Here is a 22,962-nt window from a genome sequence, read left to right as displayed (position 1 = left end):
AGCTATTATTTGCTAAAATCTCTTCACTCAAACTTATTTGTTTTCCCATGAGCTATAAACTAAGACCTTACCAGCAAGAAGCCGTAGAACGCACCGTTTTACACTTTAGAAAGAGTAATGATCCTGCCGTTATTGTGCTACCGACCGGTGCAGGTAAAAGCCTTGTTATTGCTGAACTTGCCCGTATTGCTAAGCAAAAAATATTAGTACTTGCTCATGTCAAAGAGTTGGTAGAGCAAAATTCGCAAAAATATAAAAGTTTTGGTTTAGAGGCGAGTATATTTTCAGCAGGTTTAAAAGAAAAGTCATTAAACCATCAAGTAACCTTTGCCAGTGTGCAATCACTTTCTCGTAATTTAAATAAATTAAATGAGCATTATTCGTTACTTATTATTGATGAATGCCACAGGGTAAATGGGGATAAAAAAAGCCAGTACGGAAAAGTAATAAGTAGTTTAAAAGAATATAACCCTCAGTTAAAAGTATTGGGTTTAACAGCAACACCTTATCGGCTAGGAACGGGGTGGATATACCATCATCATTATCATGGCTTTGTTAAAGGGACTAATGAAAGCCCGTTTAAAAGTTGTATTTTTGAATTACCACTCAGGTATATGATCAAACATAATTATTTAACGCCGCCAAACGAAGTTGATGCAGCGATTAGCCATTATGATTTTTCGTCTTTAGATAGCAATGCATTTGGGCAATATACGACTGATGATATGAATGCGCTTTTAAAAAACAGTGAGCGCGCAACGAAAGCGATATTACAGCAAGTAATTCAATACAGTGAAGAGCGTGAAGGTGTTATGGTTTTTGCAGCCACGGTAATGCATGCTCAGGAAATATTAAGCTACCTACCAGCTCAGCAAAGTGCACTTATAACAGGTGATACGCCAAACACTGAGCGCGATAAAATCATTAAGCAATTTAAAGCTAAGCAATTAAAGTATCTAGTTAATATATCGGTACTAACAACCGGCTTTGATGCGCCACATGTCGACTTTATAGCTATTTTAAGACCTACAGAATCAGTTAGTTTATATCAACAAATTGTGGGGCGAGGTCTCAGGTTATCTGAATCAAAAACGGATTGCTTAGTAATAGATTATGCTGGCAATGGTTTTAATTTATTTCACCCAGAAGTAGGCGATAAAAAAGGCGATAGTGATAATGAACCTGTGCAGGTACTTTGTCCTGGCTGTGGTTTTGCGAATATATTTTGGGGTAAAACTGATTCTGCAGGAAAAGTAATAGAGCACTTTGGCAGGCGCTGTAAAGGGCTGTTAGAAAATGATGATGGGCATAAAGAGCAGTGCGATTATCGTTTTAGGTTTAAAGAGTGTGAGCAGTGCGGTGTCCAAAATGATATTGCTGCACGTAAATGCCATGATTGTGGCGCGGTAATGGCCGACCCTGATGATAAGTTACGTAATGCATTAAACTTAAAAGACGCACTTGTGCTTCGATGTAGTGGGTTATCGGTAACTCAAATTAAAGATGAACTTATTAAAATAACGTATTTTGATGAAGATGGTGCAAGTTGCGATGAAGTATATAACCTCGCAAATAAAGGCGGGCAATTTATATTTAATAAGCAATTTGGTCAACGTGTGGGGCTTGGGCAAACACCTATTAATTTTAAAACTGCAGCGCAAGTAGTAAACGCACAATTTGAATTAGTACCACCGGATTTTGTTATTGCACGAAAAAGCAAAAAGTATGGTTGGAAAGTGGCTGATAAGCTATTTGACTATAAAGGGGGTTTTAGAAAGGCAAATCAGTTAAGCCGCTAAGCTTAACTGATAGAGTACATTGAACTAAAAGGCGATTAAGCCTCGTCACCGTCCATTAATCCCCAGCCATCACCGTATCCATTAAAGCTATTAGCAATACTTTCAATGTATTGCTCTGCTTGTCCTAGAAGGGTGTGCTCTGGCACCATTTGTACTTGAGTGATTACTTCCCAAACGCCAGTGTCTTTGCATTTTTCAAGCTCAGCATTTTGAACTAATGCATCAGAGACTATTTCTTTAGCAAATTTTTCAGCATCGGCTTCTTGTTCAAATAAAATAAAAAAATCGACTTGGTGCATTTTATTTAAATCAATGCCAGCAGCGGCTATTTCGGCTAAAAGTTGGCCGTTATCATCATCAGGGAATTGCATTAAAAACTCATTTAAAATTAATTTTTTATTCGTAGGCACTATTGTAACTAAAATATTGTCTTAACGCGTACTAATTTTAATTATGCTGATATTTATTCAAAGTTAAATTTACGCGTTAGATTGTTATTAAGTTAATGTGTTGCTCATTATGGCTATGCTAATATGCGGGTAATTAAACAGTTTTTTGTAAGATATTAAAAGTAAGGATATTTACTTGTTTATTAAGTTTTTACGTTGCATGTGTGTTGTGAGCGCTTTAATTGCGACAAATAGCTATGCGGCAGAAAAAGTCATAGAAGATTACGAAATTGAAGGGTTAAGTGGCGATTTAGAAAATAACGTAGCTCTTTACCTCAAGCAGTTAATTGGCGAGAAGCCAACCCGTACACTTCGCCGTTATGCTCAAAAACAAGTACAAAATAGCATCAAAGCACTTGGCTATTATAGCCCGACCGTCGAGGTTATTTATGATAAAGACGACAGCGAACTAATTGTTAAAGTTGAACGGGGGCCTGCAACTCGCATAGAAGCAATTAATATTACGCTAAACGGTGATGGTCAAAGCGATACCCAATTACAGGCATTGATTAAAAGCAATCACTTAAAGCAAGGTGATGTTTTAAATCATGGTAAATATGACTCTGCTCATAAAAAAATAGAATCTATGCTACTAGAGCTAGGTTATTTTGATGCTAAGTGGCCAGCGCGCAAATTAGAAGTGTCGCTTAAAAAAAATAGTGCTGCTATTACTTTCATAATTGATACCGGAGTTAGGTATCAGTTTGGCGATATACAAATTGCCAGTAGTACACCCGCTGAAAAATACATACGCTCTATAGCGCCTTTCTCTCAGGGCCAACCTTATAAATCAACACATATTGCTGACTATAACTTGGATTTATCAAGTACCCCTTATTTTGCCAGTGTGCGTGTTTATGCTGACATAGCAGCGCGCAAAAATAGCCAAGTACCGATTAAAGTTGAAGTATTACCCAAGCCAGCTAACAGCTATGAAATTGGCGGTGGTTTTAGTACTGACTTAGGACCCAAGGTGCGTTTTAAATGGAGTAAACCGTGGATCACAGAAGACGGCCACTACCTCGAAACTAATTTAAATGTGGCACAAAAGCAGCAAGATATTTCCATGGCTTATACAATTCCGGTGGATGACCCTAATGATGATTTATGGCGATTCTCTGTCGGTTATAAATTAGAAGATGAGCTCACAAACGACACTTACAGTGAAATATTAACAGGGCAGGTTCAGCGCCAATGGTTGACTGAAAATAAGTGGGTGCGTACTGCATTTTTACGCCGCGACCAAGAAACCTACCGTATTGGTGATGAAGACGAAGAAAGTACCGAAATGTTAATGCCTGGCATTAGCTACGCGCGCAAAAAATCAAAAGGCGGCACGACTCCCTATTGGGGAGAGCAGTGGCTTATATCTGCTGAGTTTGGCTTAGATGATGTGCTTTCGAGTACTAATCTGATTAGGGTGCAAATGCAACATGCTTGGCTACGCACTTATTTTGACCGCCACTTGGTGTTTTTAAAAGCGAATGTGGGAGCAATGCTTGTTGATGATATTAACAACGTGCCATTTTCACTTCGGTTTTACGCAGGTGGCGATCAAAGCGTTCGTGGTTTTGCGTACCAATCAATTTCGCCCGAGAACGATGATGGAGAGCTAATAGGTGGTAAGTATTTACTATCGGGCACGATGGAATATAACTACCAGTTTGCTAAAAATTGGCGAGCAGCTTTATTTGTTGATGGTGGTACTGCGACTAATGATTTTTCTGATGATTTTGAAGTAGGTGCTGGTTTTGGTTTTCGCTATTTAACACCCGTTGGCCCCGTGCGTATAGACCACGCTTGGGGATTAACAAAAGAAAGTAAAAGCACACGTTTAAGTATTACCATAGGGCCAGAAATTTAATGCCATTATTAAAAAAGATTACAGCCGCCGTAAGTGCTATTTTTGTTACGTTAGTTGTTGCACTATTTTGTTTGTTATTTACCGCACCCGGTAATCAATTTATTGCTTATAGTGCAAACAAAGCGGTAGATGGACTACATATTGAAATTAAAGATGGCCGTTTTATTTATAATGATGCCTTTAATGTACGCTTTGCTAGCAACGGATTGGACTTTAATGCACAACAATTGAAAATTGATTTGTTTTGGTGGCAGTGCGATGGAATTTGTATAGATAACTTAAGTGCTAAATCTATAAATTTAACATTACCAAAAACTGTAGATTCACAAGAAGAAGCCGCGGCAGAGCCGCTTGAAAAAATCAGCCTACCTTTTAATATTGCTGTAAAAAACATTGCGATCAATAAATTTACTCTAGAGCATCCAAGTGCAAACGTAAGCGTTAATAACTTTAAACTCTCAGCAAAAGCAGAGGGTTCAAAGCTGACGGTTAAAAGCCTGAATATTCCCACCATACTTGTTGCCTTAAAAGAGCAAGAACAAGATGCGAAAACACAAACGGCGCAAAATACTCAAGCGCCTTTAACGCACCTACCCGCATTGCCTAATATAGAATTTACTTCGCCACTTGATTTAGTTGTTGAAGACTTTGAAATAGCTAAAATTACGATTGAGCAAAACGAAGCCCAACATGTTATTGAAAACATCTCGCTGCAATTAAGTGTGGAAGATGCGGTTATTAATTTAGAGTCATTCTCAGCAAAGTATGAACAGTGGCAGCTTAATACGCATCTTAACGCTGAGCTTGCAGGGAATTTGCCCGTCAAAGGGGATGTTGTTTTACAAAGTGATGAGCACCAAGCCAATTTGCAGTTGAATGGCGACTTATCAAATCTAAACTTAAATTTAGAAACACAGGGGCAATATCCGCTTAGTTTAACGGTAACGGCAAATTTAAAGCAAAAAAACTATCCGTTTGAGTTAAATGGCAAAATTAAGCAGTGGCTTATTGATGCACAAAGTAATGAGCTTAAAGTGCGAAATGTAAGCCTTAACGCACAAGGTAATGCTGACGACTATCAGCTTAGCCTTCAGGCGAATAGCCAATTAGGTGCGTACCCAGCTGTTGACTTAAATACCCAATTGAAAGGCAGTCTCACCAAAGCAACTTTACAAGCGCTAAGCATTAAAGCGAACGAAAGCAGTGCAACTATAAAAGCCAATGTTGATTGGCAAAAAGGCATACAGGCTAACTTTAATGGCACGCTTGCTAACTTAAAAGCGCAGTACTTAACTGATGCCGCTACCAGTGATATTTCGGGACAGTTTAAAGGCTCGTTTAATGCAGCTGACGACAAGTGGCAGCTACAAATGAATAATACAAAGTTAAGCGGATTACTTAACGACGTGCCACTAGAATTTGCCTCAAACTTTAAGCTAGACAATACGTTAAAAGCTAATATTGATAGCTTTTATTTAAGTAGCGGCACCAATAAATTAGCACTAAGCGGGCAAGTTGATGACACTTGGCAGGTTGATGGCAAAGTAACACTAAAAAGTGATGAAAAAGCTAATATTCCATTTACTGCCGACGGCAACGCAAATTTAAAAGTGAGAGGGGAAAGGTTAACGCCCTCTGTTGATTTAGCACTAATACTAGATCGCTTTATTTTTGATGAAATAAACATTAATAAACTATCAGTAAAAGGGCAGTTAGATACCGCAGCCGATTGGCAAACCGATGTTTCGGTAAGTGTTGGTTCGGCGCTTGTAGCCGAACAGCAAATTAATAGCGTTAAAATTGATATTAGCGGCGACAAAACAGATCACCAACTTACGGCATCTATAGATGCCGAGCAAGGCAGTGTAGAGCTTGAAGTTAATGGCAAAATTAATAATACCACTTGGAATGGCGAGCTTAGTAATGTAACGCTCAGCGATAAAAAGCTTAGTTTTAGTAATACTAAAAATATTGCCATTATGGTTAATACGCAAAGTGGCGACTTTGATGTAAGTGCACATTGTTGGGCATCTGATCAAAGTGAATTATGCATAGACACCTTAGCGCAGTCAAAAAATCTCGGTCAGTTAAATGCGAAACTAAGCAACTTAGCACTTGAGGAGCTTAAGCACTTTTTACCTAATAGCATTCGTACTCGCGGTAATATAGCTGGCGATGTAGCACTTAATTGGCAAAGCGGTGCGCTTAAAACATTACGCGCAAATATCGATTCTAGCGACTTAGAAGCAGTGCTAACCTCGGAAGAAGATCGTTTTAAATTACCAATCGAAACATTAAGTATTAGTGCGTTTTCGGATTCTCAAATTGGCAAGCTTGAAGCTAATTTAGAATCAAGTGTATTAGGCAAAATTAATACACAAATTAATATCGACGATATACAAAATACGCAAGCGCTTAATGGCACCATTAATATTGATAAAATACTCCTTTCAGACTTACAACCTTTTCTTGAAACCCTCGAGCAGTTAAAAGGTGATATTAGCGGTAAAGTGGCGTTAGCAGGTACGTTAAAAGATCCTTTATTAAATGGCGAGCTTAATGTTAGCGATATTAGTTTAGAGGGCGAGCAATTACCTATAGCGCTGCAAAACTCAAATATAAATGTATTGTTTGATAAAGCAACAGCCACAATAAAAGGCAACTTAAACGACAATCAGGGCGGTAAAATAAATCTCACCGGTGACGTTGATTGGCAAGGTGCGCAACCTGCTGTAAATGTGGCTGTAGTTGGCGAGCAGTTTTATGTACGCGCGCAGCAAGGGGTTACTTTTAAAGTATCGCCGGATTTAAAAATAGGCTTGGCTAATAATGCACTCAAGCTTGCTGGTGAGGTAATTGTGCCTTACGGTCGTATAATGATTGAAGAGCTTCCTGAGGGTGCGGTGCAAGTTAGCGATGATGAAATTATTGTTGATCAAAAAACTGAGGCCACCGAAACAGTCCCGTTTGATTACGACATAGATTTAAAAGTGATTGTTAAAAACGATGTAAAAGTAGAGTCGTTTGGCTTGGAATCAAAAGTTGCGGGTGATTTAGCGATAAAAATGAGTCAAGGTGCGCCAATTATAGCCACAGGTGAGCTTAACTTGATTGAAGGTACTTACTTAGCCTTTGGGCAAGATTTAATAATCAGCACCGGGCAAGTAGGTTTTAGCGGTTCAATTGAACAACCATTTTTAAATATTAAAGCAATACGTAACCCCGATACGACTGCAAATGGTGTGATTGCAGGGGTTACGCTTACGGGGAATGTTGAACAACCAACGCTCAAAATATTTTCTGAGCCTGCGATGGATCAAGCACAAGCACTTGCATATTTACTTAATGGCCAACCTTTAGGCGATGGAGAAAGTTCGTCAAGCGATGCGATGCTTACGCAGTTATTGCTTTCTCAAGGGGTTAGCCGCAGCGAAGGGGTTGTTTCTAAGGTAGGTGAAACCTTTGGGCTGTCAGATGTAAGTTTAAGCTCATCAGGTAGTGGTGATAGCACCAAAGTAGAAATATCAGGTTACGTAGCACCTAGCTTACAAGTTAAATATAGCGTGGGTGTATTTGATTCGCTCAGTGAAGTGGCTGTGCGTTATCAGTTACTTTCACAGTTATACATAGAAATAACGAGCGGCCTATATCAAAATGTTGATGTGCTATATAAGTTTGATTGGGAATAACCAAAACTATAATAATTATAAGGATATAAGCGATGAAAAAAATTATATTGCCAGCTCTGCTTAGTGTTTTGTTGAGCGGTTGTGCTCAACAACTCGGTGATGATGTTGCTAATCAAGAGCTACCTTTATTGAGCGCGAGTGAAGTAATTGCGAGTGCAACAGATAATGACTGGCGAGTAGTGAACGCTCAAAATATTTTAAAGATAACGCTGCCAACGGGCGATGCGTACATTGAGCTCAATGAACTGCTTGCCCCAAAGCACGTTCAAAACATTAAAAAGTTAGCGCGAGAACGGTTTTATAAAAATACTAGCGTTTATCGGTTTGTTGAAGGTTTTGTAGCGCAAGGCGGGGACAGCTCGGGTAAAAAGTTAATTAAAACGGCAGATAAAACAGTCCCTGCTGAGTTTTATTTAACAACAAACAAACCACTTTTAATTACTGAGCTAAATGGCGACGGATATGCACCAGTTACTGGCTTTTTAAACGGCTTTGCAGTTGCTCAAAATTCAGCACATACGCAAACATGGCAAGTGCATTGTAGTGGTGTGTTTGCAATGGCGCGCGATAACGATATAAATAGTGCGAGTACGGAGTTTTTTGTAACGATAGGGCAAGGCCCGCGCTACCTTGATAAAAACATTACGGTGTTTGGTCGAGTGCTCGAAGGTATAGAGCATTTTAATCGTTTAGCGCGCACACCAAGTGAAGGAAAAGCATTTAACCCAATTACCAATATACAAGTACTTGGCGATGTACAAAGCGATAAAAGTATATTTAAAGTGATGAAAACAAACTCATCTGTGTTTAAAAACTTAATCAGTGCTCGTAAAAACCGTGTTGAGCCATGGTTTGTTAAAGCACATAATTACGTTGATGTGTGTGGTATGCCCATACCCACTAAGCGCGAAGTTAATTAAAAAATGTAAAAAGGAGCCTAGGCTCCTTTTTTAATACCCATATTTCAGTTTAAAATAAACTACTGACGATTAATTTTAACTGCAAATGGCGTGTCGTTATAATGCGTAGAGCGATACGGGTTTATATCAAGCCCGCCGCGACGAGTATAACGCGCGTAAACCTCTAATTCTTTAATATTAAGTTGTGTTGTTAAATCGCTATAAATACGCTCAACACACTGCTCATGAAATTCGTTATGTGTTCTGAACGAAATTAAATAACGCAGTAACGATTCGCGACATATTTGCTCGCCTGTGTATCGTATAATCACACTTGCCCAGTCAGGCTGAGAGGTAATTAAACAGTTCGACTTAAGTAAATGGCTATAGAGCGTTTCTGTTACTACGTTATCACTTTTTGCTTTAAGTGAATTAGCATCAATATCGTAATTATTAATCTCAATATCTAAGTCATCAATACATTCACCTGGCAGCGCCGTACACGGTAAGCAATTGTAATCATCAGGATTATATAAAGTCACTTTGACAGGGCTGTTAACCGCGTTTGATAAATCATCAATTAAATGCTGTTTTACTATATCAATGCTTTCAAATCGGGTTTGGTTAAAGCTATTTAAATAAAGTTTAAACGACTTTGACTCAATAATATGGCTGCTTTGGCACTTAAAGGTAAATAAGGCTACGGCAACTTGCGGTTTACCTTTATTGTTTAGCCATGAAAGCTCGTAACCTGTCCAAATATCTTGGCCTTTAAATGGAAGCTCTGCTTCGTCAATATTTAAAGCATCACGATTTAGTTTGCGCGCAATAGGGAAAAGCAAGCTTGGCGTGTACACATCTACATACTCAGTAGATTGGCCTAATACGCTACCTTTAAGGTCTGGAGAATTGCTGTAATCTGTCATGTTTGCTCTTAAATAGTTACAATAGGGACATTATATCTAATTTAAATGAGTTTCACAGTATGTCTGTTGCATTGCTTATAGAACAACTTCATCAAACATTTAGCGAAAATATCTTGAAAAACACTACAAAGTACCCACTTATTGCGCACGACGAACAATGGCCAAGCCCATGTGAAGTTGGTGAGGTTGACGAGCAAGGAAACATTCAATGGCAGGGCGCGCGTCAGCAACCTGCAGGTTCGCTTAATGATTTAGCCAGCGCACTAGAACTTGAGTTTCCAAAAGAGCTTAGCGAGCTATACGGACATATGTACGGTGGAAGTATTTTAGCAAGTATTGATGGGCATCAGGTTGAATTACTACAAGCATGGAATGAAGAAGACTTTAATTTGCTACAGCAAAATATCACGGGCCACGTGTTAATGAAACGCAAGCTTAAGCAGCCAGAAACAGTGTTTATTGGTTTAACAGATCAAGATGATTTACTAGTAAGTGTATTGGTGCACACTGGCGAAGTATGTTTAGAGCACGTAGGCAAAAAAACACACCATGTACTTGCACCTAACATTAATGCTTTTTTAAAGGCGTTAGAGGTTTAAAACGCATTTAAAAATCAGCTTAGCGTTATCACTAAGCTGATTTTTAGAGCCATTACTAGGGCGTGTTGACCTTTCGTGGTTGATTTTGCAGCTGTATGTTTGGTTTTTAGGCAAGGCAGAGCCTATGTAGTGTGGTTACTCCCCATAAATAGGCGATAACGAAGCATAAATGCCAAACATGCGCTGCCCTTTTGGTTCTTTCTAGGGACGATTTACTCTTTGTTGCTCGGTTTTTACTTAGCCCACTAGGTTACAAACCTCGCGCCGCGATTAAATCGTCCCTAGATTGAACAAATTTCAATCCACAAAGGTCAACACGCCCTAATGGTTACTGAAAATCCCACGATATATTAGACACTAAGCCACATGGCTCACACCTAAAGTCGAATAACCCAAACCACGATTCAGGTAATTTCCAATCGCCATTACAGCTGGGGCATTTTCGTTCAAGTTCAGACGCTTTATCTACGCCGCCTACACGGTATAAATAATAATAGGTTGGCTTTTTAGTTAAAAAACTAATTCGCTTTGTTATGTCTTTTCCGCGTCTGTATAAGTCGCTTTGGATACTCGATATTTCTTCAAGTGCCGGAAACTCACAACGGGTTGCGCCATTAATTTGAATTTGATCGCAGGCTTGCCAATCTTCTTGCCATTTTATAAGTGTTTTATAGTCACCATTAGCAATTGCCGGAATACGAAATAACGGCACAGGCAAAAAGTCATCACCACAATAAAGCGGGCTACACGTATGCACATAGGTTGTGTATAAAATATAACTGGATGGTTCTTTACAGCAGTCAGCACCATTGGAGTGAATATCTTGTCCAATCACTTTTACTTTTGGCGCAAGTAGCCCCGCACTATGTAACTTTTCGATACTGTGCTTAACAAACGGGCTGTTATTTAGCGGGTGCATTGCATCTTCAGTAGGGCACATTACACGGGTAATAAAAAAGCCGTCTTTTAAAACGGTTGGGAACTCTTCACCCATTATTTGACCATTAAAACGCAGTGCATTTACTAAGCGATTTATTGCTTGTTCGGCTTGTTCTAAGGTGGTGTCTTGGTAGCAATCAAAAGTTAAATCAACAACGAACATTTATAGTCTCAAATTATTTTTGTTCTAGCAGTGCAAGAAGTTTATCGAGTTTTTGCTCAATTCTATCTAATTGACTTGTTTTAAGCTCAGTATTATCTGACTGCTGTGGGTTTCTCATGAAGTTATTAATTGAATCAGGATTGTTTTTATATTGGCTTACTGCTGCAATAATCATCGGCATAGGAACCGGTTGCGCCAAACGGCTTTTAGTTAGTGCTACAGTAGGGGTTTTGCCTTCATCGAGAAGGGCTTTGATTGCATCAAATACAACTGAATTCATTAGATATATAACTCTTTAATAAAATAAATACGCAGCATATAAATGCTGCGCAGATGCTATGTTAGCAATAAATAAGGGAGGGTACATTAAATAAAATTACTTACTTTGACGAATGCGTACATCTAACTCGTCAATTACTTCACTCCAATCACCGTCTTGTGCAAGCGATTCAGCTAAAAAGTGCTGTTGTGCCTCATCCCAAAAAGAAGCTTCTTGGAGTAATGTTGTGTCTTTTAATTCATGTGAGGCAATAAATGCATCTATTTGTTCATCAGAATTAGGTAACCCAAGCTGTGCAAATAGTGTATTGATGTCGTGTTTAGTCGTATCCATGATATTGCTCCTTTAAACGAATGAAAACTTATTCTAAGGATTAACTCTACTCCTAGCTAGTTAAACTCTAGCTGAATTTACGGTTAATAATTTTAGGTATATAGTTAGGTATAAAGTTAAACAGTCTACAGCTAAAATAATAAAGGAAATACAATGAGTGTAACCACGCCAGCTGATACGTTCAGCGTACAGTATTTAGCCGCAGAAGATATTAGCACTGCAGCAAGCCTAATTTATCAGGCTTATCATGACGATCCTGTATTACAAAACATGCTTAGCTACAATGACGAAAATAAATCAGTATACGAAAAAAAATTACGATCATTAATTCGCGAAGAGCTCAGTAGTTTTTGGCAAGAAAAGCAGCCATTAATTGGTTTATACCGCAACGATAAATTAAAAGCAGTAGCGTGTGTATTTGAATCTAATAGCCAATTACAAGCGCAGCGTTATTGGCACTGGCGTTTAAAATTAATGTTGAGTGCGGGCTACTTACAAACAAATCAATTAATAGATAAAGAACAAAAAATTAGAGATGCCCTTAAAGAGAAAGGCAATTACTACTTTTTAGCTTTTATTGCCGTAGATCCACATTTTCATGGGCAAGGGTTTGGTCGTTACTTACTACGAGGGCTTGATGATTTAGTTAAATGTAACGCTGAGTCAACGGGGATGGCTGTATTTGTAACGCGTAAAGAACACACTGAATTTTTTAAAACCGAAAAGTTTGAAGCATTTAAACACCTTACTTTTAACCAAGTAGAGGGCGAGTTACTGTTTAAATCAATAATTGAGCCAACTATTTAAAATTATGATGTAAGCCAATGCGCCCAAACGGACATAAGGCCGTGAGATATATCTCACATTATCGTGAGCATTGTCAGTTAAAGGCTATTAATAAGTAGCCTTTTTTCATTCAAGTTATTGTTATTTAAAGTTTATTTCTATTTTTCATTTTTGTGACGTTTATTTATTTAGTGTTAAGTCCTACTTCTCCCCCCTGATTGCTTTAAACTTCTCTTTGTCAAGACGACATAGCTCAATGATTGAGTTACTGCCAAGGATACGGAATAGGCAACATAGCGGACGCTAGCAGGAAGCATAAAGGACAAGCTAAAACGGATACAAGGAAGAATAAGGAAGTGCATGAAGCACTTAGTAGCTAGGAGTTACTTTAGGATAATCACGGATGACGCTACAGGAAGTAGCAGGAGCGTTAGTTTACGCAGGACGGCCAAGATGGCAAGTGGACATTGCAGGATGCAAAAGTGGCAGGAGCTACTTTAAAGGATTACCTGGGATGATGCTACGGGATGTAGCTAAACGATAGATTTCGTGGGTTTGCCAAGATGGCTATGGATATTGCAGGATGCAAAAAGTGGCAGGAGCTACTTAAAAGGATTACCAGGGATGATGCTACAGTATGTAGCCAAACGATAGATTTCGTGGGTTTGCCAAGGTGGCTATGGATATTGCAGGATGCAATGTGAGGGTAAACAAGGTTGTTTACTCGTTCAGGGGATGATAATACGGATTTAAGATAATGGATATCTAGCAGGATGCAGTCCAATTGGGGCGTAACTTTAGTTACGCCTTAGTTTTTTGTGTTGAATTAAGTTTATCAACTTAAGACAAATACTCTTAAAGTATATTCAGTTTTATATTTTATGCGGTGGAACAACCACACTTTTCAAAAACTCATTTTCCATAATTAACACACCTTGATAAGCATTTTCACCATCGCTTGAAAATTCAAATACAAATTCACTTTTGATGCCTGGCTTGCCGTTCTTTAAAAAACCAAAGCGGCGTTTTGTGCATGCAACACTCATCAACTGCACCTGCAATTGCTCACTTTGACGTTTAGCATGAACGTTCGCCGCTTCAGCAACCTTTCGGTTAAGCCAAAATAAGTAAATTACACTACCAATAAGTATGAACGTCCATAAACTTGCCATTTAAGAGAATAACCTTCCAATTGCACGCGCGAGGGTTTCGCTACGATTTTCTTTACGTAATAAGCCTAATAAATGCGGGCGAATAGTCGGTATTGCAACTAAGTCAGCAAAAATACTTGGAAACAATTCTTCAATTTTTTGATGATGTGCGCAATTATCCATAAATACATGTAAGCGTTCAGGGTTTTCTAATTGTTTAAAACACCGCCCAGCTATTGTTAGTAACACGTCAGAGTCGTGCCTTACCGGCGAGCTTAGTACAGTATCAACTAATTGAGCGCATAACCCTTGAGCTTGACCTTTTGAAACAGATCTTAGTGCTGCGGTTATAGCTAATGTATCGTTATTACTAATTGCGGCCTGCGTGTAATCAACAAGTAACTCACTCATTGATGTTGGTATTTCAACGTGTTCAAGCATGGCACTGAGTGGTTGCAGTACTTCAATAGGTAAATGCGCCCATGCTTTTTGCAGATTACTTAAGTTTGTATCGCTGTCTAAGCGTAGTGCAAAATCGGCAATACCCTGCAGTGCAACACTTTGCCAATTATCAAAACCAATTTTACCGCTAAAGTATAACTGTGCATGCTCGTAATACTGTGACGCAGGCTGTTTTAATAGTACTTTTACTTGGGCGTTAAATGCCGCTAATTTATTTGCGTTTGGTGTAAAAACATAAGGGTTATTATCAAGTTTTCCATCGGCTTGCTCACCTGTAATTTCAGTGCCTAGCGCTTGAATAACCATATCAGCAAAGTGATCGCGACTAGCACTTACAAGCATACTTTGCTCATCAAGTGGAAACTTTAAAAACCATACATACGGTTCTTTACTGGCTTTAGTATCCCAAAATTGAATAGCGAGCCAAGCGTGGCCAGCAAGAGGATAAGGGTAAGGCACTTGAGCTTGTTCAATAGCTAAAAATTGTTTTTTATCGAGTTTAGTAATATGCCTGCCAATATCAAAAGCACGCCACTGAGTACCCGCACCATCTAAAAGCTGACCTAATGTAGCTATTTGATCACTCATTGTTTTCTCAACTGTTTTTACTGCAAAATTACATTAATTATACGTCATAGCCGCCTATGAGGGAACAGGGTATAATTGCATTACATATATAAAAGAGGGTGGTTATGTACCAGCAAACCCAAACTTATTTAGTGCAGCTAACGGCACTTTTACAAAAACACGCGCTTTGGCAAAGTGAGCCAATAGACGCTGATGCACTACTTTCAAATACTCCTTTTTGTCACGATACAATGGCGTTTGAGCAGTGGTTACAATTTGTATTTATTAATAAAATACAGCAATTAATAACGCATAAACAACCACTGCCTCGTAACTTTGCTATTGCTCCTATGGCGCAAATGACACTTGTGAGTAAAGCAGGGAGCGATGAAATAATTGAATTACTAACAGCCCTTGATACCTTTTTAGGAGAACCAAATGAGTGAGCGTCTGGCGCCTATAGAATATGGCGAGCTGACTATTTTGTATCAAGATGAAAACTATGTGGCTATAAATAAGCCTTCAGGTTTATTAGTGCATCGCTCGTTTTTAGATAAACACGAAACCCAGTTTGCCATGCAAATGCTGCGCGACCAACTAGGGCAGCATGTATTTCCAGTACATAGGCTCGATAGACCTACGTCGGGCGTATTGCTGTTTGCACTGAGCTCTGAAGCAGCTCGCGATATGAACCAGCTATTTATTGAAGGTACTATTGCTAAACGCTATTTAGCCTTAGTGCGCGGCTTTGCGCCAGAGTCAGTATTTTTAGATAAACCGCTTAAAGAAGAACTTGATAAAATAGCCGATAAGTTTGCAGATCAAGACAAAGCACCGCAAGAAGCGCAAACCCAGTTTAATTGCTTGCACCAAGCTGCATTGCCAATTCCTATTGGTAAGTACCCAACAGTGCGTTACTCGTTAGTTGAGTGTTTTCCAAAAACAGGGCGCAAGCATCAAATTCGCAGACACTTAAAGCACTTATCACTGCCTATTATTGGTGATGTAAATCACGGTGATAATCAACATAATCAATTTTTTAGAGATCATTTTGAGCTAAGACGCTTAATGTTATTTGCAACAGAGCTTAGTTTTGTGCACCCTTATAGTAATGAATCAATAACAATTAAAGCGCCACTAGGTGAAGACATGCTTGAAATATGTAAGCAGCTAGGTTGGCCAGAGCAAGAAAAGGATTATTAATGGCACATATTAGTATTTTTGTAGGCAGCGTTAATGGCGGTGCAGAGCGTTTAAGCGATGAAGTTGCAACCACAATTGAGCAAGCGGGTCATACTGCTACAGTAATTACTGAAGCATCACTTGATGATATAAAAAATGCATCGCATATTTTAATTGTTACCTCCACAACAGGCCAAGGTGATGTACCGAGTAATTTGGCAGGGTTGTACTTTGCAATGAATAGCACTTTCCCAATGCTTACCGATAAACCGTTTGGTGTAATTGCAATGGGTGACAGATGTTACGGCGATACATTTTGTGGCGCAGGGCGAAGCTTTGACGAGTTACTACGCGATTTACAAGCAAAGCCTGTGGGCAACCGCCTAGAAATAGATGCATGTGAAGATTTTGAACCATGGCCAGTAACCGAGCCTTGGTTAAAAGTATGGCTAGAAAAACTACCGGCTTAATACTTAACTTTAAGGTATTAAAAAAGGAGCGCATGCGCTCCTTTTTACTTTTTTACTTTTAATATAGTTTTATAAATTAACTACTTCTAACATCTACTTTAAGTTTTAGCTTCTGACCAGGTTGTAAGTATTTTTGACCTGCTAAATTATTCCACTTAATAATTTCGTTAACGCTTAGATTAAACTTAGACGCAATACGTGCAAGTGAGTCACCTCGGCGTACTTTGTATGTAATAGTACGGTTGGTACTTGCCGTTGCTTGTGTTTTATTAGCTGATTTATACACAGTTAGTTTTTGATTTAGGCGCAGTACAGAGTTTTTCTTTAGCTTATTCCATTTAGCCAGCTCATCCATAGTTACGTCATATTCGCGGCTAATGTCCCATAACGTGTCGCCACTTTTAACTGTGTGCGAAAGCTTTGTGCGAGTTGCTTTATTAGCAGCTAAACGCATCTGCTTTGGTAAATGCTCGCTATTTATAGCGCCATCAGTAAGCGGGACTAATAACTCTTGGCCTACTTTAATCGTATTTGATTTGAGTTTATTAAGCGATCGGATTGCACTTGAGCTTGTTGTAAACTTTTTGGCAATTACCGATAAGCTGTCGCCTCGAGCCACAATATAACGCTGCCAGCGTAATCTATTTTTAACATCAGTGTTTGCTAGTTTTTGGCTAAATTCCTCTGCTTTATCAACAGGCAATAATAAAGAGTGAGGGCCATTAGGATCAGTTGCCCAGCGGTTAAAACCAGGGTTTAATCTGTATAGCTCAGTAAGCGTCATATCAGCCATATCAGCAGCAAGCGCTAAATCTATTTGCGAGCCAACATCAACCACTTCAACCACTTGTGCATTAATTACTGGTTGCCATGTAACATTAAAATCATCTGAGCGTTTTAATAAATCGGCAAGTGCTAATAACTTTGGTACGTAGGCTGTTGTTTCGCTAGGTAAATCAAGAGACCAAAAATCGGTAGGTAAATGCTTTTTACGATTCTTTTTAATCGCGCGCATTAAACGCCCTTCACCTGAGTTGTAAGCAGCAATCGCATTTAGCCAATCGCCTTCAAGTGTTTTATGTAAATACGATAAGTAGTCAAGTGCTGCGCGAGTCGATTGCACTATGTCGCGACGACCGTCGTACCACCAGTTTTGTTTTAAATCGAACCGCTCACCGGTTGCAGGCATAAACTGCCAAATGCCCGATGCGCTGCGATTAGAATAACCAAACGGGTCAAATGCACTTTCTACAATAGGCAGTAGTGCAATTTCGATTGGCATTTCGCGCTTTTCTACTTCTTCAACTATAAAGTGTAAGTAAGGTTCTGCACGTTTAGAAATACGATCTAAATAGGCTTGGTGGCGAGCGTAATAATTACGTTCAGTAACAACAGGGCGGTTTTGCGGTATTTCGATAGAAAGTTGGTAGCGAATTCGCTCCCACACATCATCAAACACGGGAGCTTCTTGCTCATCAGGGTCAACTTGCTGATATTGTGCGTTTACCATCAATGCATTGTTAATGTCGTTAGGACTTGCGCCTTCGAGTTGTTGGTTTGCTTGCGTGGCGACTTGAGAGTCTGAGTCTAGAGTTGTCACAGTTTGACAACCACTTAGCGCTAACGCCAAGGCTACTAATAGGGGAGATTTATTCATAAATACCAATACATCGGGTAAAAAACTCGGCGAATACTACCTGTTATGAGTTAACATTGCCACTTAATGACTTTTTAAAACGCAGAAATAGAATCATCACTATATCTTAAGTTAATGATTCTAATAAAATAAATATTAAAGTATTAGTTTGTGCATTAAAAATTGTCTTTGAACTGTCTCAGACTAGCAAAGTTTCCCCAAGGTTCATTGTTTTTTGTAACCGAGATGAATTTTTCTGGCACTAACTCTGTAATGGTTGGCAAATCGCTACGCATAAATGGATTTATTTTTAGCTCCTGTCCAATAGAAGTGGGTAGGGAAATTTGGTTATTACTACGTAATTCATCTACTTTTTTACTGTACGCGAGTAGTTCTGGGTTACGTGGTTCAACCGCTTTGGCAAAGGCAAGATTAGCTTGCGTGTATTCGTGCGTGCAATACACACTGCAGCTTGCAGGCAGCTCTCTTAGTTTATTAAACGATTCCCACATTTGCTTTGGCGTGCCTTCAAATAAGCGCCCACATCCACCGCTAAACAATGTATCGCCTGTAAAAGCAAGTTCATCATTTGTATAGCAAATATGATCAAGCGTGTGCCCAGGAGTTGCCAAAATATTAAAGTTAATATTAAGCACACTGATGCTTTGACCATCCGTGAGTGCGTGAGTGATGCCTTTAAATGGACTATTTGCGGGGCCATAAACCGATATATCTGGATAGGCGTCAACTAATGCAGCTACGCCATCAGTGTGGTCGTAGTGATGATGCGTAATTAAAATACCACCAAGCGTTAGTTTGTGCTCAGCTAGATACGCTAATACGCTCTGTGCTTGGCCTGGATCGACTACCCATGCTTGGTTACTGTTATCGGTAGTTAAACACCAAATGTAATTATCAGAAAAGGCTTTAATTGCTTTGACTTGCACCATGGTAAATTGCTCTATAAAGTGACACTTATCGCATAGTATAACGAGCTCAAAAAATGAAACCAGCCCTTAGTTTTCAAGAAGGACCCAAACCACTGTCGTGGCAACAGTTTCCTCATGGGGATTATTTGCGCAAAGATATTGAACGCAAAATGGAGCAATGGCTGCCGCGTATGTTTGGCTATCATATGCTTAAGCTAGGTAATTTAAGTGGCGAATTAAATACAAGTATAAGTACGATTAAACACCAGGTGTGTGTTGCAGAGCCTGGGCCTTACACTGGGGTAGTTGCTGACATAGATGAACTGCCATTTTACGAGCACAGCATTGATGCATGCATACTAAGTCACTGCTTAGAGTATCATTCAGACCCACATCACATTTTACGAGAAGCACATCGCACACTTATTCCGGGTGGCTATATAGTAATTACGGGATTTAACCCGTTTAGTTTGTGCGGACTTGCACAAATGCTGCCTTTTAGTGGTCAGAAATTACCATGGACGGGGCGCTTTTTTACCCCTGCGAGGGTTAAAGATTGGCTAAATTTATTGGGTTTTGAAATTGTAAGTGACGAACGTTTTATTTATTCATCACTGGCAAGAGGTAATAGGCTATCAAGGTTTGAGTTTTGGCGGACTTTTGCAAAACAGTATTTAAAACCGATGGGCAGTGTTTATATGCTGGTGGCACGAAAAAGAGTTGCGCCACTTACGCCAATAAAACCTAAGTGGCATGCAAGGCCGCAGTTTGCGCCAGTAAAAGGGGCAGGGCTTAGACAAACGTCAAAGCAACACTTTAAATCGTGCGAGCAAGAAAATAATACCAATTGCATTAAATAAGTGATCTATTATAGCGCTAAGAAAATAGCACATTAACAAGGCGAAAATTGTGACATATAGTTGTTCTATATGAATGATTTTTAACGCAGTTAGTGAGTTATTTAATGCAATAGAATGAACATGTTTTTAATAAAATTGGTATAACAACTAGCTTAGAAAAAATTAAGGCTGGTAGCCTACATCTTCTAGTAAATCTTTACTGCCAGCGGCATCGCGCGCTAAATCGTCAACTATTTCGTTGTACTTATGGCCGCTATGCCCTTTAACCCATTTCCAGGTTACATTGTGCTCGCTACAGGCTTTATCTAGGCGTTTCCATAAATCGACGTTTTTAACCGGCTTTTTAGCTGATGTTAACCAGCCACGTTTTTTCCAGTTAGTGATCCACGATTCAATACCTTGCTTAACATATTGGCTATCGGTTGTTAGATTTACTTCGCATTCTCGAGTGAGTGATTCTAGGGCTACAATAGCCGCGAGCATTTCCATTCGGTTATTCGTTGTGAGTTTATAACCTTGGCTCATTTCTTTTTCGTGGCCGTTATAAATCATAAAAATACCATAACCGCCGGGGCCTGGATTACCTAAACATGAGCCATCGGTGTAAATCTCTACGGTTTTTTGCACTGTTTTACCTTGATCTTATGTACAATAAAGTGATTATAGAAAGATACCAGAATCAGGCTAAATTCGATATGGCACGTAGACAAATAGTTTTAGATACAGAAACCACCGGCATAGACCCTAAACAAGGGCACCGTATTATAGAAATTGGGTGTGTGGAGTTAGTAAATCGCCGTTTAACAGGCAATAATTTTCACGTTTATATAAACCCACAACGCCCAAGCGAAGAAGAAGCAATCGACGTTCACGGTATCACTAACGAATTTTTACGTGATAAACCGTTGTTTCATCAAATTGCCCAAGAGTTTTTCGACTATATTGAAGGGGCAGAGTTAGTTATTCATAACGCCCCGTTCGATGTTGGCCATATGGATAATGAATTTGCGCTGCTTAATCAGGGCTACCCTAAAACAGATACTTTTTGTCAAGTTCTCGACACGCTTAAAATGGCGCGTGACTTGCATCCAGGTCAAAAGAACAACCTTGATGCATTATGTCGTCGTTACGATGTAGATAACGGTAAACGAACGCTTCACGGCGCGCTTCTGGATTCTGAGATTTTAGCCGATGTTTACCTTGCCATGACGGGCGGTCAAACAAAGCTGAATTTGAATCAAAACAAAGATGATGGCAGCGAGCAACAGAAGGGCGGTATAAAGCGTTTAAATAGTGATAGAGCCCCATTAGTTGTATTACGAGCAAGCGACGCTGAGCAAAGCGCACACGAAGCACGATTAGATCTTGTAAACAAAGAAGGCGGCCAATGTATATGGCGCGCTGAATAAGGCGATTTGATGAAAACGATGTATTTTGTAACAGCGTTATGTGCCGCTAGTTTATTTACTGGCAATGCATATGGCGTAAAACAAGTAGAAGTGCTCAAGCGCGATGGGCATCAAAATGAGATCCCTTTACTTGATAATCGTTTTCGCATAGATAGCAAAATAGATGAAATAACACTGCTTTTTTTTAGAAAATCAGGTGCACCTGCTGTTATTTTAGTGAGGCCCGATGGCAGTAAGTACTTTGCTACTGACTCAGTTAAGAACCCTAACTTAGATTGGTTTGACGAACTCAGCTACGATTTAGTAACCATAAAAAAACCTATGGCAGGTCCTTGGCAAGTAATAGGCAGTATTTTACCCGACAGCAGAATAGTTGTATTAGGCGAAATATCTCTTGAGGCAGAGCCTCTTCCTTCAATGTTGTTTAGGGGGGAGACAATAAAAATCACCGGAAAAATACTAAATGACGGTGAGCCAATTAACACAAACCTATTTAGAGATGTTGTTAGCCTTAATGTTGACTTTGTAAGTACCAACAATGAAAACTTTGCTAACTTTGGCGCAGGCATTCAAGAAGTAGCTGAATTTAAAGACGATGGGCGTGGATTTGATGAGCGCCCTAAAGATGGTGTATTTACCGGCGAGTTTACTTTAGATTTCCCAGCGGGTGAATGGACTCCAGAGCTTTACGTTGCAACACCTCTGCTGCAGCGTCGCATTGTGCAAAATACAATAGAAGTGCACGAGCCACCTTTTGTAACCGAAGTCGCGTTAGCAGAGCAAGACACAGACGAGCATCTGTTAACTATAAATATAGACCCAAGTATTGTTAAGCCAGAAACAGTCATCATCCAGGGAAAAATCTACTATCCCAATAACGAAGAGCAAATGTTTACCATAGATGCTGCAGCTAAAGACTCACGTCAGCTTAGTGTAAAAAATTATGATTGGGGTAGATATAGTGTTGAGCTGTCTGTTTTTGGCACTAATATTAATGGCCGTGAATTTATGGCAACGCTACCAACGTATAAATTTGAGATAGAACGACCCATAGAAGCGGTGCCCGAAATTGATCCTGCAACGATTATTACACCAGATAAAATGATTGAGAGTGAACCTGTTGAAGAAAAAATGGCCACATCGACAATTATTAGTTTAATTGTAGGCTGCAATACTCTTATTTTATTACTCGGATGGTTGTTAATTCGTATATTTGTTCAGAAAAAACCGATTAAATTTAAAGTGAAGCTGCCTTTTTTAAAGAAAAAGAAAACAAGTGAAGGTGATGTTGCCGACACAGAAAAAAATCAAGTCGGTAAAAACGGCTCAAAAAATGACAGATCAGGTGAAATTTTAAACCTTTCGATGACAGATGACTAAAAAACCTATAAAAAAACAAAAAAGCCCTTGACGAAATAGGGGTTGGTTCGTATTATTCACGCCGCTGTCAGGGAGACCTAAACAGCAACGGAAATATGGAGTGGTAGTTCAGTTGGTTAGAATACCGGCCTGTCACGCCGGGGGTCGCGGGTTCGAGTCCCGTCCACTCCGCCATTTTCGTAAAACTTGT

22 protein-coding genes and 1 tRNA gene are annotated in these 22,962 nt (G+C 39.4%); 13 read left to right on the top strand and 10 right to left on the bottom strand.

What is annotated here, in order from left to right; all coding sequences use genetic code 11:
* Window positions 1–47 precede the first annotated feature (47 nt).
* Window positions 48–1,799 (top strand): DEAD/DEAH box helicase, encoded by a 1,752-nt coding sequence (locus QL995_RS14515; protein WP_290294461.1) that lies wholly within the window; start codon window positions 48–50, stop codon window positions 1,797–1,799.
* Window positions 1,800–1,834: 35 nt separating this feature from the next.
* On the opposite strand, the gene QL995_RS14510 is transcribed toward QL995_RS14515, so the two are convergent.
* A complete protein-coding gene (locus QL995_RS14510) occupies window positions 1,835–2,170 on the bottom strand; it encodes a ribonuclease E inhibitor RraB (protein ID WP_007378192.1) in 336 nt (111 codons plus the stop codon).
* A gap of 214 nt (window positions 2,171–2,384) precedes the next feature.
* Between QL995_RS14510 and QL995_RS14505 the strand changes: the two genes are divergently transcribed.
* The 3 genes from QL995_RS14505 to QL995_RS14495 are packed head-to-tail and all read left to right on the top strand — an operon-like array spanning window position 2,385 to window position 8,721.
* Window positions 2,385–4,112, top strand: coding sequence for an autotransporter assembly complex family protein (locus tag QL995_RS14505; RefSeq protein WP_290294460.1), 1,728 nt, complete (start codon window positions 2,385–2,387; stop codon window positions 4,110–4,112).
* The gene (locus QL995_RS14500; protein WP_290294459.1) at window positions 4,112–7,801 is read left to right on the top strand and encodes a translocation/assembly module TamB domain-containing protein; all 3,690 of its coding nucleotides are present in this window, start codon (window positions 4,112–4,114) and stop codon (window positions 7,799–7,801) included. Before QL995_RS14505 ends, QL995_RS14500 begins: the two co-directional genes overlap by 1 nt.
* A 32-nt stretch (window positions 7,802–7,833) precedes the next feature.
* A complete protein-coding gene (locus QL995_RS14495; RefSeq protein ID WP_290294457.1) occupies window positions 7,834–8,721 on the top strand; it encodes a peptidylprolyl isomerase in 888 nt (295 codons plus the stop codon).
* 59 nt (window positions 8,722–8,780) lie between these two features.
* Here the strand turns inward: QL995_RS14495 and queF are convergent, their stop codons facing one another.
* Complete coding sequence (gene queF / locus QL995_RS14490; protein WP_169044411.1) at window positions 8,781–9,626, bottom strand: NADPH-dependent 7-cyano-7-deazaguanine reductase QueF; 846 nt, start codon at window positions 9,624–9,626, stop codon at window positions 8,781–8,783.
* A gap of 59 nt (window positions 9,627–9,685) precedes the next feature.
* Here queF and syd point away from each other — a divergent pair, with 59 nt between their 5' ends.
* Window positions 9,686–10,225: a SecY-interacting protein gene (gene syd / locus QL995_RS14485; protein WP_290294456.1), complete on the top strand. Its 540-nt coding sequence runs from the start codon at window positions 9,686–9,688 to the stop codon at window positions 10,223–10,225.
* A gap of 328 nt (window positions 10,226–10,553) precedes the next feature.
* On the opposite strand, the gene QL995_RS14480 is transcribed toward syd, so the two are convergent.
* From QL995_RS14480 to QL995_RS14470, 3 genes are all read right to left on the bottom strand, one after another.
* Complete coding sequence (locus QL995_RS14480) at window positions 10,554–11,327, bottom strand: Zn-ribbon-containing protein (RefSeq protein ID WP_002958242.1); 774 nt, start codon at window positions 11,325–11,327, stop codon at window positions 10,554–10,556.
* A gap of 13 nt (window positions 11,328–11,340) precedes the next feature.
* Complete coding sequence (locus QL995_RS14475; protein ID WP_007378199.1) at window positions 11,341–11,607, bottom strand: hypothetical protein; 267 nt, start codon at window positions 11,605–11,607, stop codon at window positions 11,341–11,343.
* A 96-nt stretch (window positions 11,608–11,703) separates the two neighbouring features.
* Window positions 11,704–11,940 carry a DUF2789 domain-containing protein gene (locus tag QL995_RS14470; protein WP_149591909.1) on the bottom strand — a complete coding sequence of 79 codons (237 nt, stop codon included), beginning with the start codon at window positions 11,938–11,940 and terminating at the stop codon, window positions 11,704–11,706.
* 153 nt (window positions 11,941–12,093) lie between these two features.
* On the opposite strand from QL995_RS14470, the gene QL995_RS14465 reads away from it, so the two are divergent.
* Entirely contained in the window at window positions 12,094–12,747 is a 654-nt protein-coding gene (locus QL995_RS14465) for a GNAT family N-acetyltransferase (protein ID WP_290294455.1), read from the top strand.
* 851 nt (window positions 12,748–13,598) lie between these two features.
* On the opposite strand, the gene QL995_RS14460 is transcribed toward QL995_RS14465, so the two are convergent.
* Complete coding sequence (locus QL995_RS14460; protein WP_165735684.1) at window positions 13,599–13,898, bottom strand: DUF3301 domain-containing protein; 300 nt, start codon at window positions 13,896–13,898, stop codon at window positions 13,599–13,601.
* Window positions 13,899–14,927: a DUF3549 family protein gene (locus QL995_RS14455; protein ID WP_290294454.1), complete on the bottom strand. Its 1,029-nt coding sequence runs from the start codon at window positions 14,925–14,927 to the stop codon at window positions 13,899–13,901.
* Between the two features lie 104 nt (window positions 14,928–15,031).
* Here QL995_RS14455 and QL995_RS14450 point away from each other — a divergent pair, with 104 nt between their 5' ends.
* From QL995_RS14450 to QL995_RS14440, 3 genes are read left to right on the top strand one after another with little or no spacing between them, the layout of a single operon-like run.
* Complete coding sequence (locus tag QL995_RS14450; protein WP_010553682.1) at window positions 15,032–15,352, top strand: YqcC family protein; 321 nt, start codon at window positions 15,032–15,034, stop codon at window positions 15,350–15,352.
* A complete protein-coding gene (gene truC, locus QL995_RS14445; protein WP_024604126.1) occupies window positions 15,345–16,109 on the top strand; it encodes a tRNA pseudouridine(65) synthase TruC in 765 nt (254 codons plus the stop codon). Before QL995_RS14450 ends, truC begins: the two co-directional genes overlap by 8 nt.
* A complete protein-coding gene (locus QL995_RS14440) occupies window positions 16,109–16,558 on the top strand; it encodes a flavodoxin (protein WP_193154415.1) in 450 nt (149 codons plus the stop codon). The genes truC and QL995_RS14440 overlap by 1 nt, the downstream gene beginning before the upstream one ends.
* Before the next feature lie 76 nt (window positions 16,559–16,634).
* Here QL995_RS14440 and QL995_RS14435 read toward each other — a convergent pair whose 3' ends face one another.
* Both QL995_RS14435 and gloB read right to left on the bottom strand, forming a co-directional pair.
* Window positions 16,635–18,215, bottom strand: coding sequence for a LysM peptidoglycan-binding domain-containing protein (locus QL995_RS14435; protein WP_290294453.1), 1,581 nt, complete (start codon window positions 18,213–18,215; stop codon window positions 16,635–16,637).
* A 155-nt stretch (window positions 18,216–18,370) separates the two neighbouring features.
* Entirely contained in the window at window positions 18,371–19,144 is a 774-nt protein-coding gene (gene gloB / locus QL995_RS14430) for a hydroxyacylglutathione hydrolase (RefSeq protein ID WP_165735687.1), read from the bottom strand.
* Window positions 19,145–19,197: 53 nt separating this feature from the next.
* On the opposite strand from gloB, the gene QL995_RS14425 reads away from it, so the two are divergent.
* Window positions 19,198–19,983 (top strand): class I SAM-dependent methyltransferase, encoded by a 786-nt coding sequence (locus QL995_RS14425; RefSeq protein ID WP_101217180.1) that lies wholly within the window; start codon window positions 19,198–19,200, stop codon window positions 19,981–19,983.
* Between the two features lie 162 nt (window positions 19,984–20,145).
* Here the strand turns inward: QL995_RS14425 and rnhA are convergent, their stop codons facing one another.
* Window positions 20,146–20,610 (bottom strand): ribonuclease HI, encoded by a 465-nt coding sequence (gene rnhA, locus QL995_RS14420; RefSeq protein WP_007378210.1) that lies wholly within the window; start codon window positions 20,608–20,610, stop codon window positions 20,146–20,148.
* A 68-nt stretch (window positions 20,611–20,678) separates the two neighbouring features.
* Here rnhA and dnaQ point away from each other — a divergent pair, with 68 nt between their 5' ends.
* The 3 genes from dnaQ to QL995_RS14405 all read left to right on the top strand — a co-directional run bounded on the left by dnaQ (window position 20,679) and on the right by QL995_RS14405 (window position 22,946).
* Entirely contained in the window at window positions 20,679–21,392 is a 714-nt protein-coding gene (gene dnaQ / locus QL995_RS14415) for a DNA polymerase III subunit epsilon (RefSeq protein ID WP_007586004.1), read from the top strand.
* 9 nt (window positions 21,393–21,401) lie between these two features.
* Window positions 21,402–22,772 carry a TIGR03503 family protein gene (locus QL995_RS14410; protein WP_024608203.1) on the top strand — a complete coding sequence of 457 codons (1,371 nt, stop codon included), beginning with the start codon at window positions 21,402–21,404 and terminating at the stop codon, window positions 22,770–22,772.
* A gap of 97 nt (window positions 22,773–22,869) precedes the next feature.
* A tRNA-Asp gene (locus tag QL995_RS14405) sits at window positions 22,870–22,946 on the top strand.
* Window positions 22,947–22,962 lie beyond the last annotated feature (16 nt).

Origin of the sequence: Pseudoalteromonas sp. APC 3358 (assembly GCF_030408075.1) — a bacterium.
Lineage (GTDB): Bacteria > Pseudomonadota > Gammaproteobacteria > Enterobacterales > Alteromonadaceae > Pseudoalteromonas > Pseudoalteromonas arctica.
The sequence above is the reverse complement of the archived record's forward strand: the minus strand, read 5'-3'. Positions and strand labels throughout refer to the sequence as shown.

Excerpts from the sequence above, each read along its gene's own strand:
- QL995_RS14515 (WP_290294461.1), top strand. The coding sequence starts at position 48 with ATGAGCTATAAACTAAGACCTTACCAGCAAGAAGCCGTAGAACGCACC.
- QL995_RS14510 (WP_007378192.1), bottom strand. The coding sequence starts at position 2,170 with ATGCAATTCCCTGATGATGATAACGGCCAACTTTTAGCCGAAATAGCC.
- QL995_RS14500 (WP_290294459.1), top strand. The coding sequence starts at position 4,112 with ATGCCATTATTAAAAAAGATTACAGCCGCCGTAAGTGCTATTTTTGTT.
- QL995_RS14495 (WP_290294457.1), top strand. The coding sequence starts at position 7,834 with ATGAAAAAAATTATATTGCCAGCTCTGCTTAGTGTTTTGTTGAGCGGT.
- queF (WP_169044411.1), bottom strand. The coding sequence starts at position 9,626 with ATGACAGATTACAGCAATTCTCCAGACCTTAAAGGTAGCGTATTAGGC.
- syd (WP_290294456.1), top strand. The coding sequence starts at position 9,686 with ATGTCTGTTGCATTGCTTATAGAACAACTTCATCAAACATTTAGCGAA.
- QL995_RS14480 (WP_002958242.1), bottom strand. The coding sequence starts at position 11,327 with ATGTTCGTTGTTGATTTAACTTTTGATTGCTACCAAGACACCACCTTA.
- QL995_RS14475 (WP_007378199.1), bottom strand. The coding sequence starts at position 11,607 with ATGAATTCAGTTGTATTTGATGCAATCAAAGCCCTTCTCGATGAAGGC.
- QL995_RS14470 (WP_149591909.1), bottom strand. The coding sequence starts at position 11,940 with ATGGATACGACTAAACACGACATCAATACACTATTTGCACAGCTTGGG.
- QL995_RS14465 (WP_290294455.1), top strand. The coding sequence starts at position 12,094 with ATGAGTGTAACCACGCCAGCTGATACGTTCAGCGTACAGTATTTAGCC.
- QL995_RS14460 (WP_165735684.1), bottom strand. The coding sequence starts at position 13,898 with ATGGCAAGTTTATGGACGTTCATACTTATTGGTAGTGTAATTTACTTA.
- QL995_RS14455 (WP_290294454.1), bottom strand. The coding sequence starts at position 14,927 with ATGAGTGATCAAATAGCTACATTAGGTCAGCTTTTAGATGGTGCGGGT.
- QL995_RS14450 (WP_010553682.1), top strand. The coding sequence starts at position 15,032 with ATGTACCAGCAAACCCAAACTTATTTAGTGCAGCTAACGGCACTTTTA.
- truC (WP_024604126.1), top strand. The coding sequence starts at position 15,345 with ATGAGTGAGCGTCTGGCGCCTATAGAATATGGCGAGCTGACTATTTTG.
- QL995_RS14440 (WP_193154415.1), top strand. The coding sequence starts at position 16,109 with ATGGCACATATTAGTATTTTTGTAGGCAGCGTTAATGGCGGTGCAGAG.
- QL995_RS14435 (WP_290294453.1), bottom strand. The coding sequence starts at position 18,215 with ATGAATAAATCTCCCCTATTAGTAGCCTTGGCGTTAGCGCTAAGTGGT.
- gloB (WP_165735687.1), bottom strand. The coding sequence starts at position 19,144 with ATGGTGCAAGTCAAAGCAATTAAAGCCTTTTCTGATAATTACATTTGG.
- QL995_RS14425 (WP_101217180.1), top strand. The coding sequence starts at position 19,198 with ATGAAACCAGCCCTTAGTTTTCAAGAAGGACCCAAACCACTGTCGTGG.
- dnaQ (WP_007586004.1), top strand. The coding sequence starts at position 20,679 with ATGGCACGTAGACAAATAGTTTTAGATACAGAAACCACCGGCATAGAC.
- QL995_RS14410 (WP_024608203.1), top strand. The coding sequence starts at position 21,402 with ATGAAAACGATGTATTTTGTAACAGCGTTATGTGCCGCTAGTTTATTT.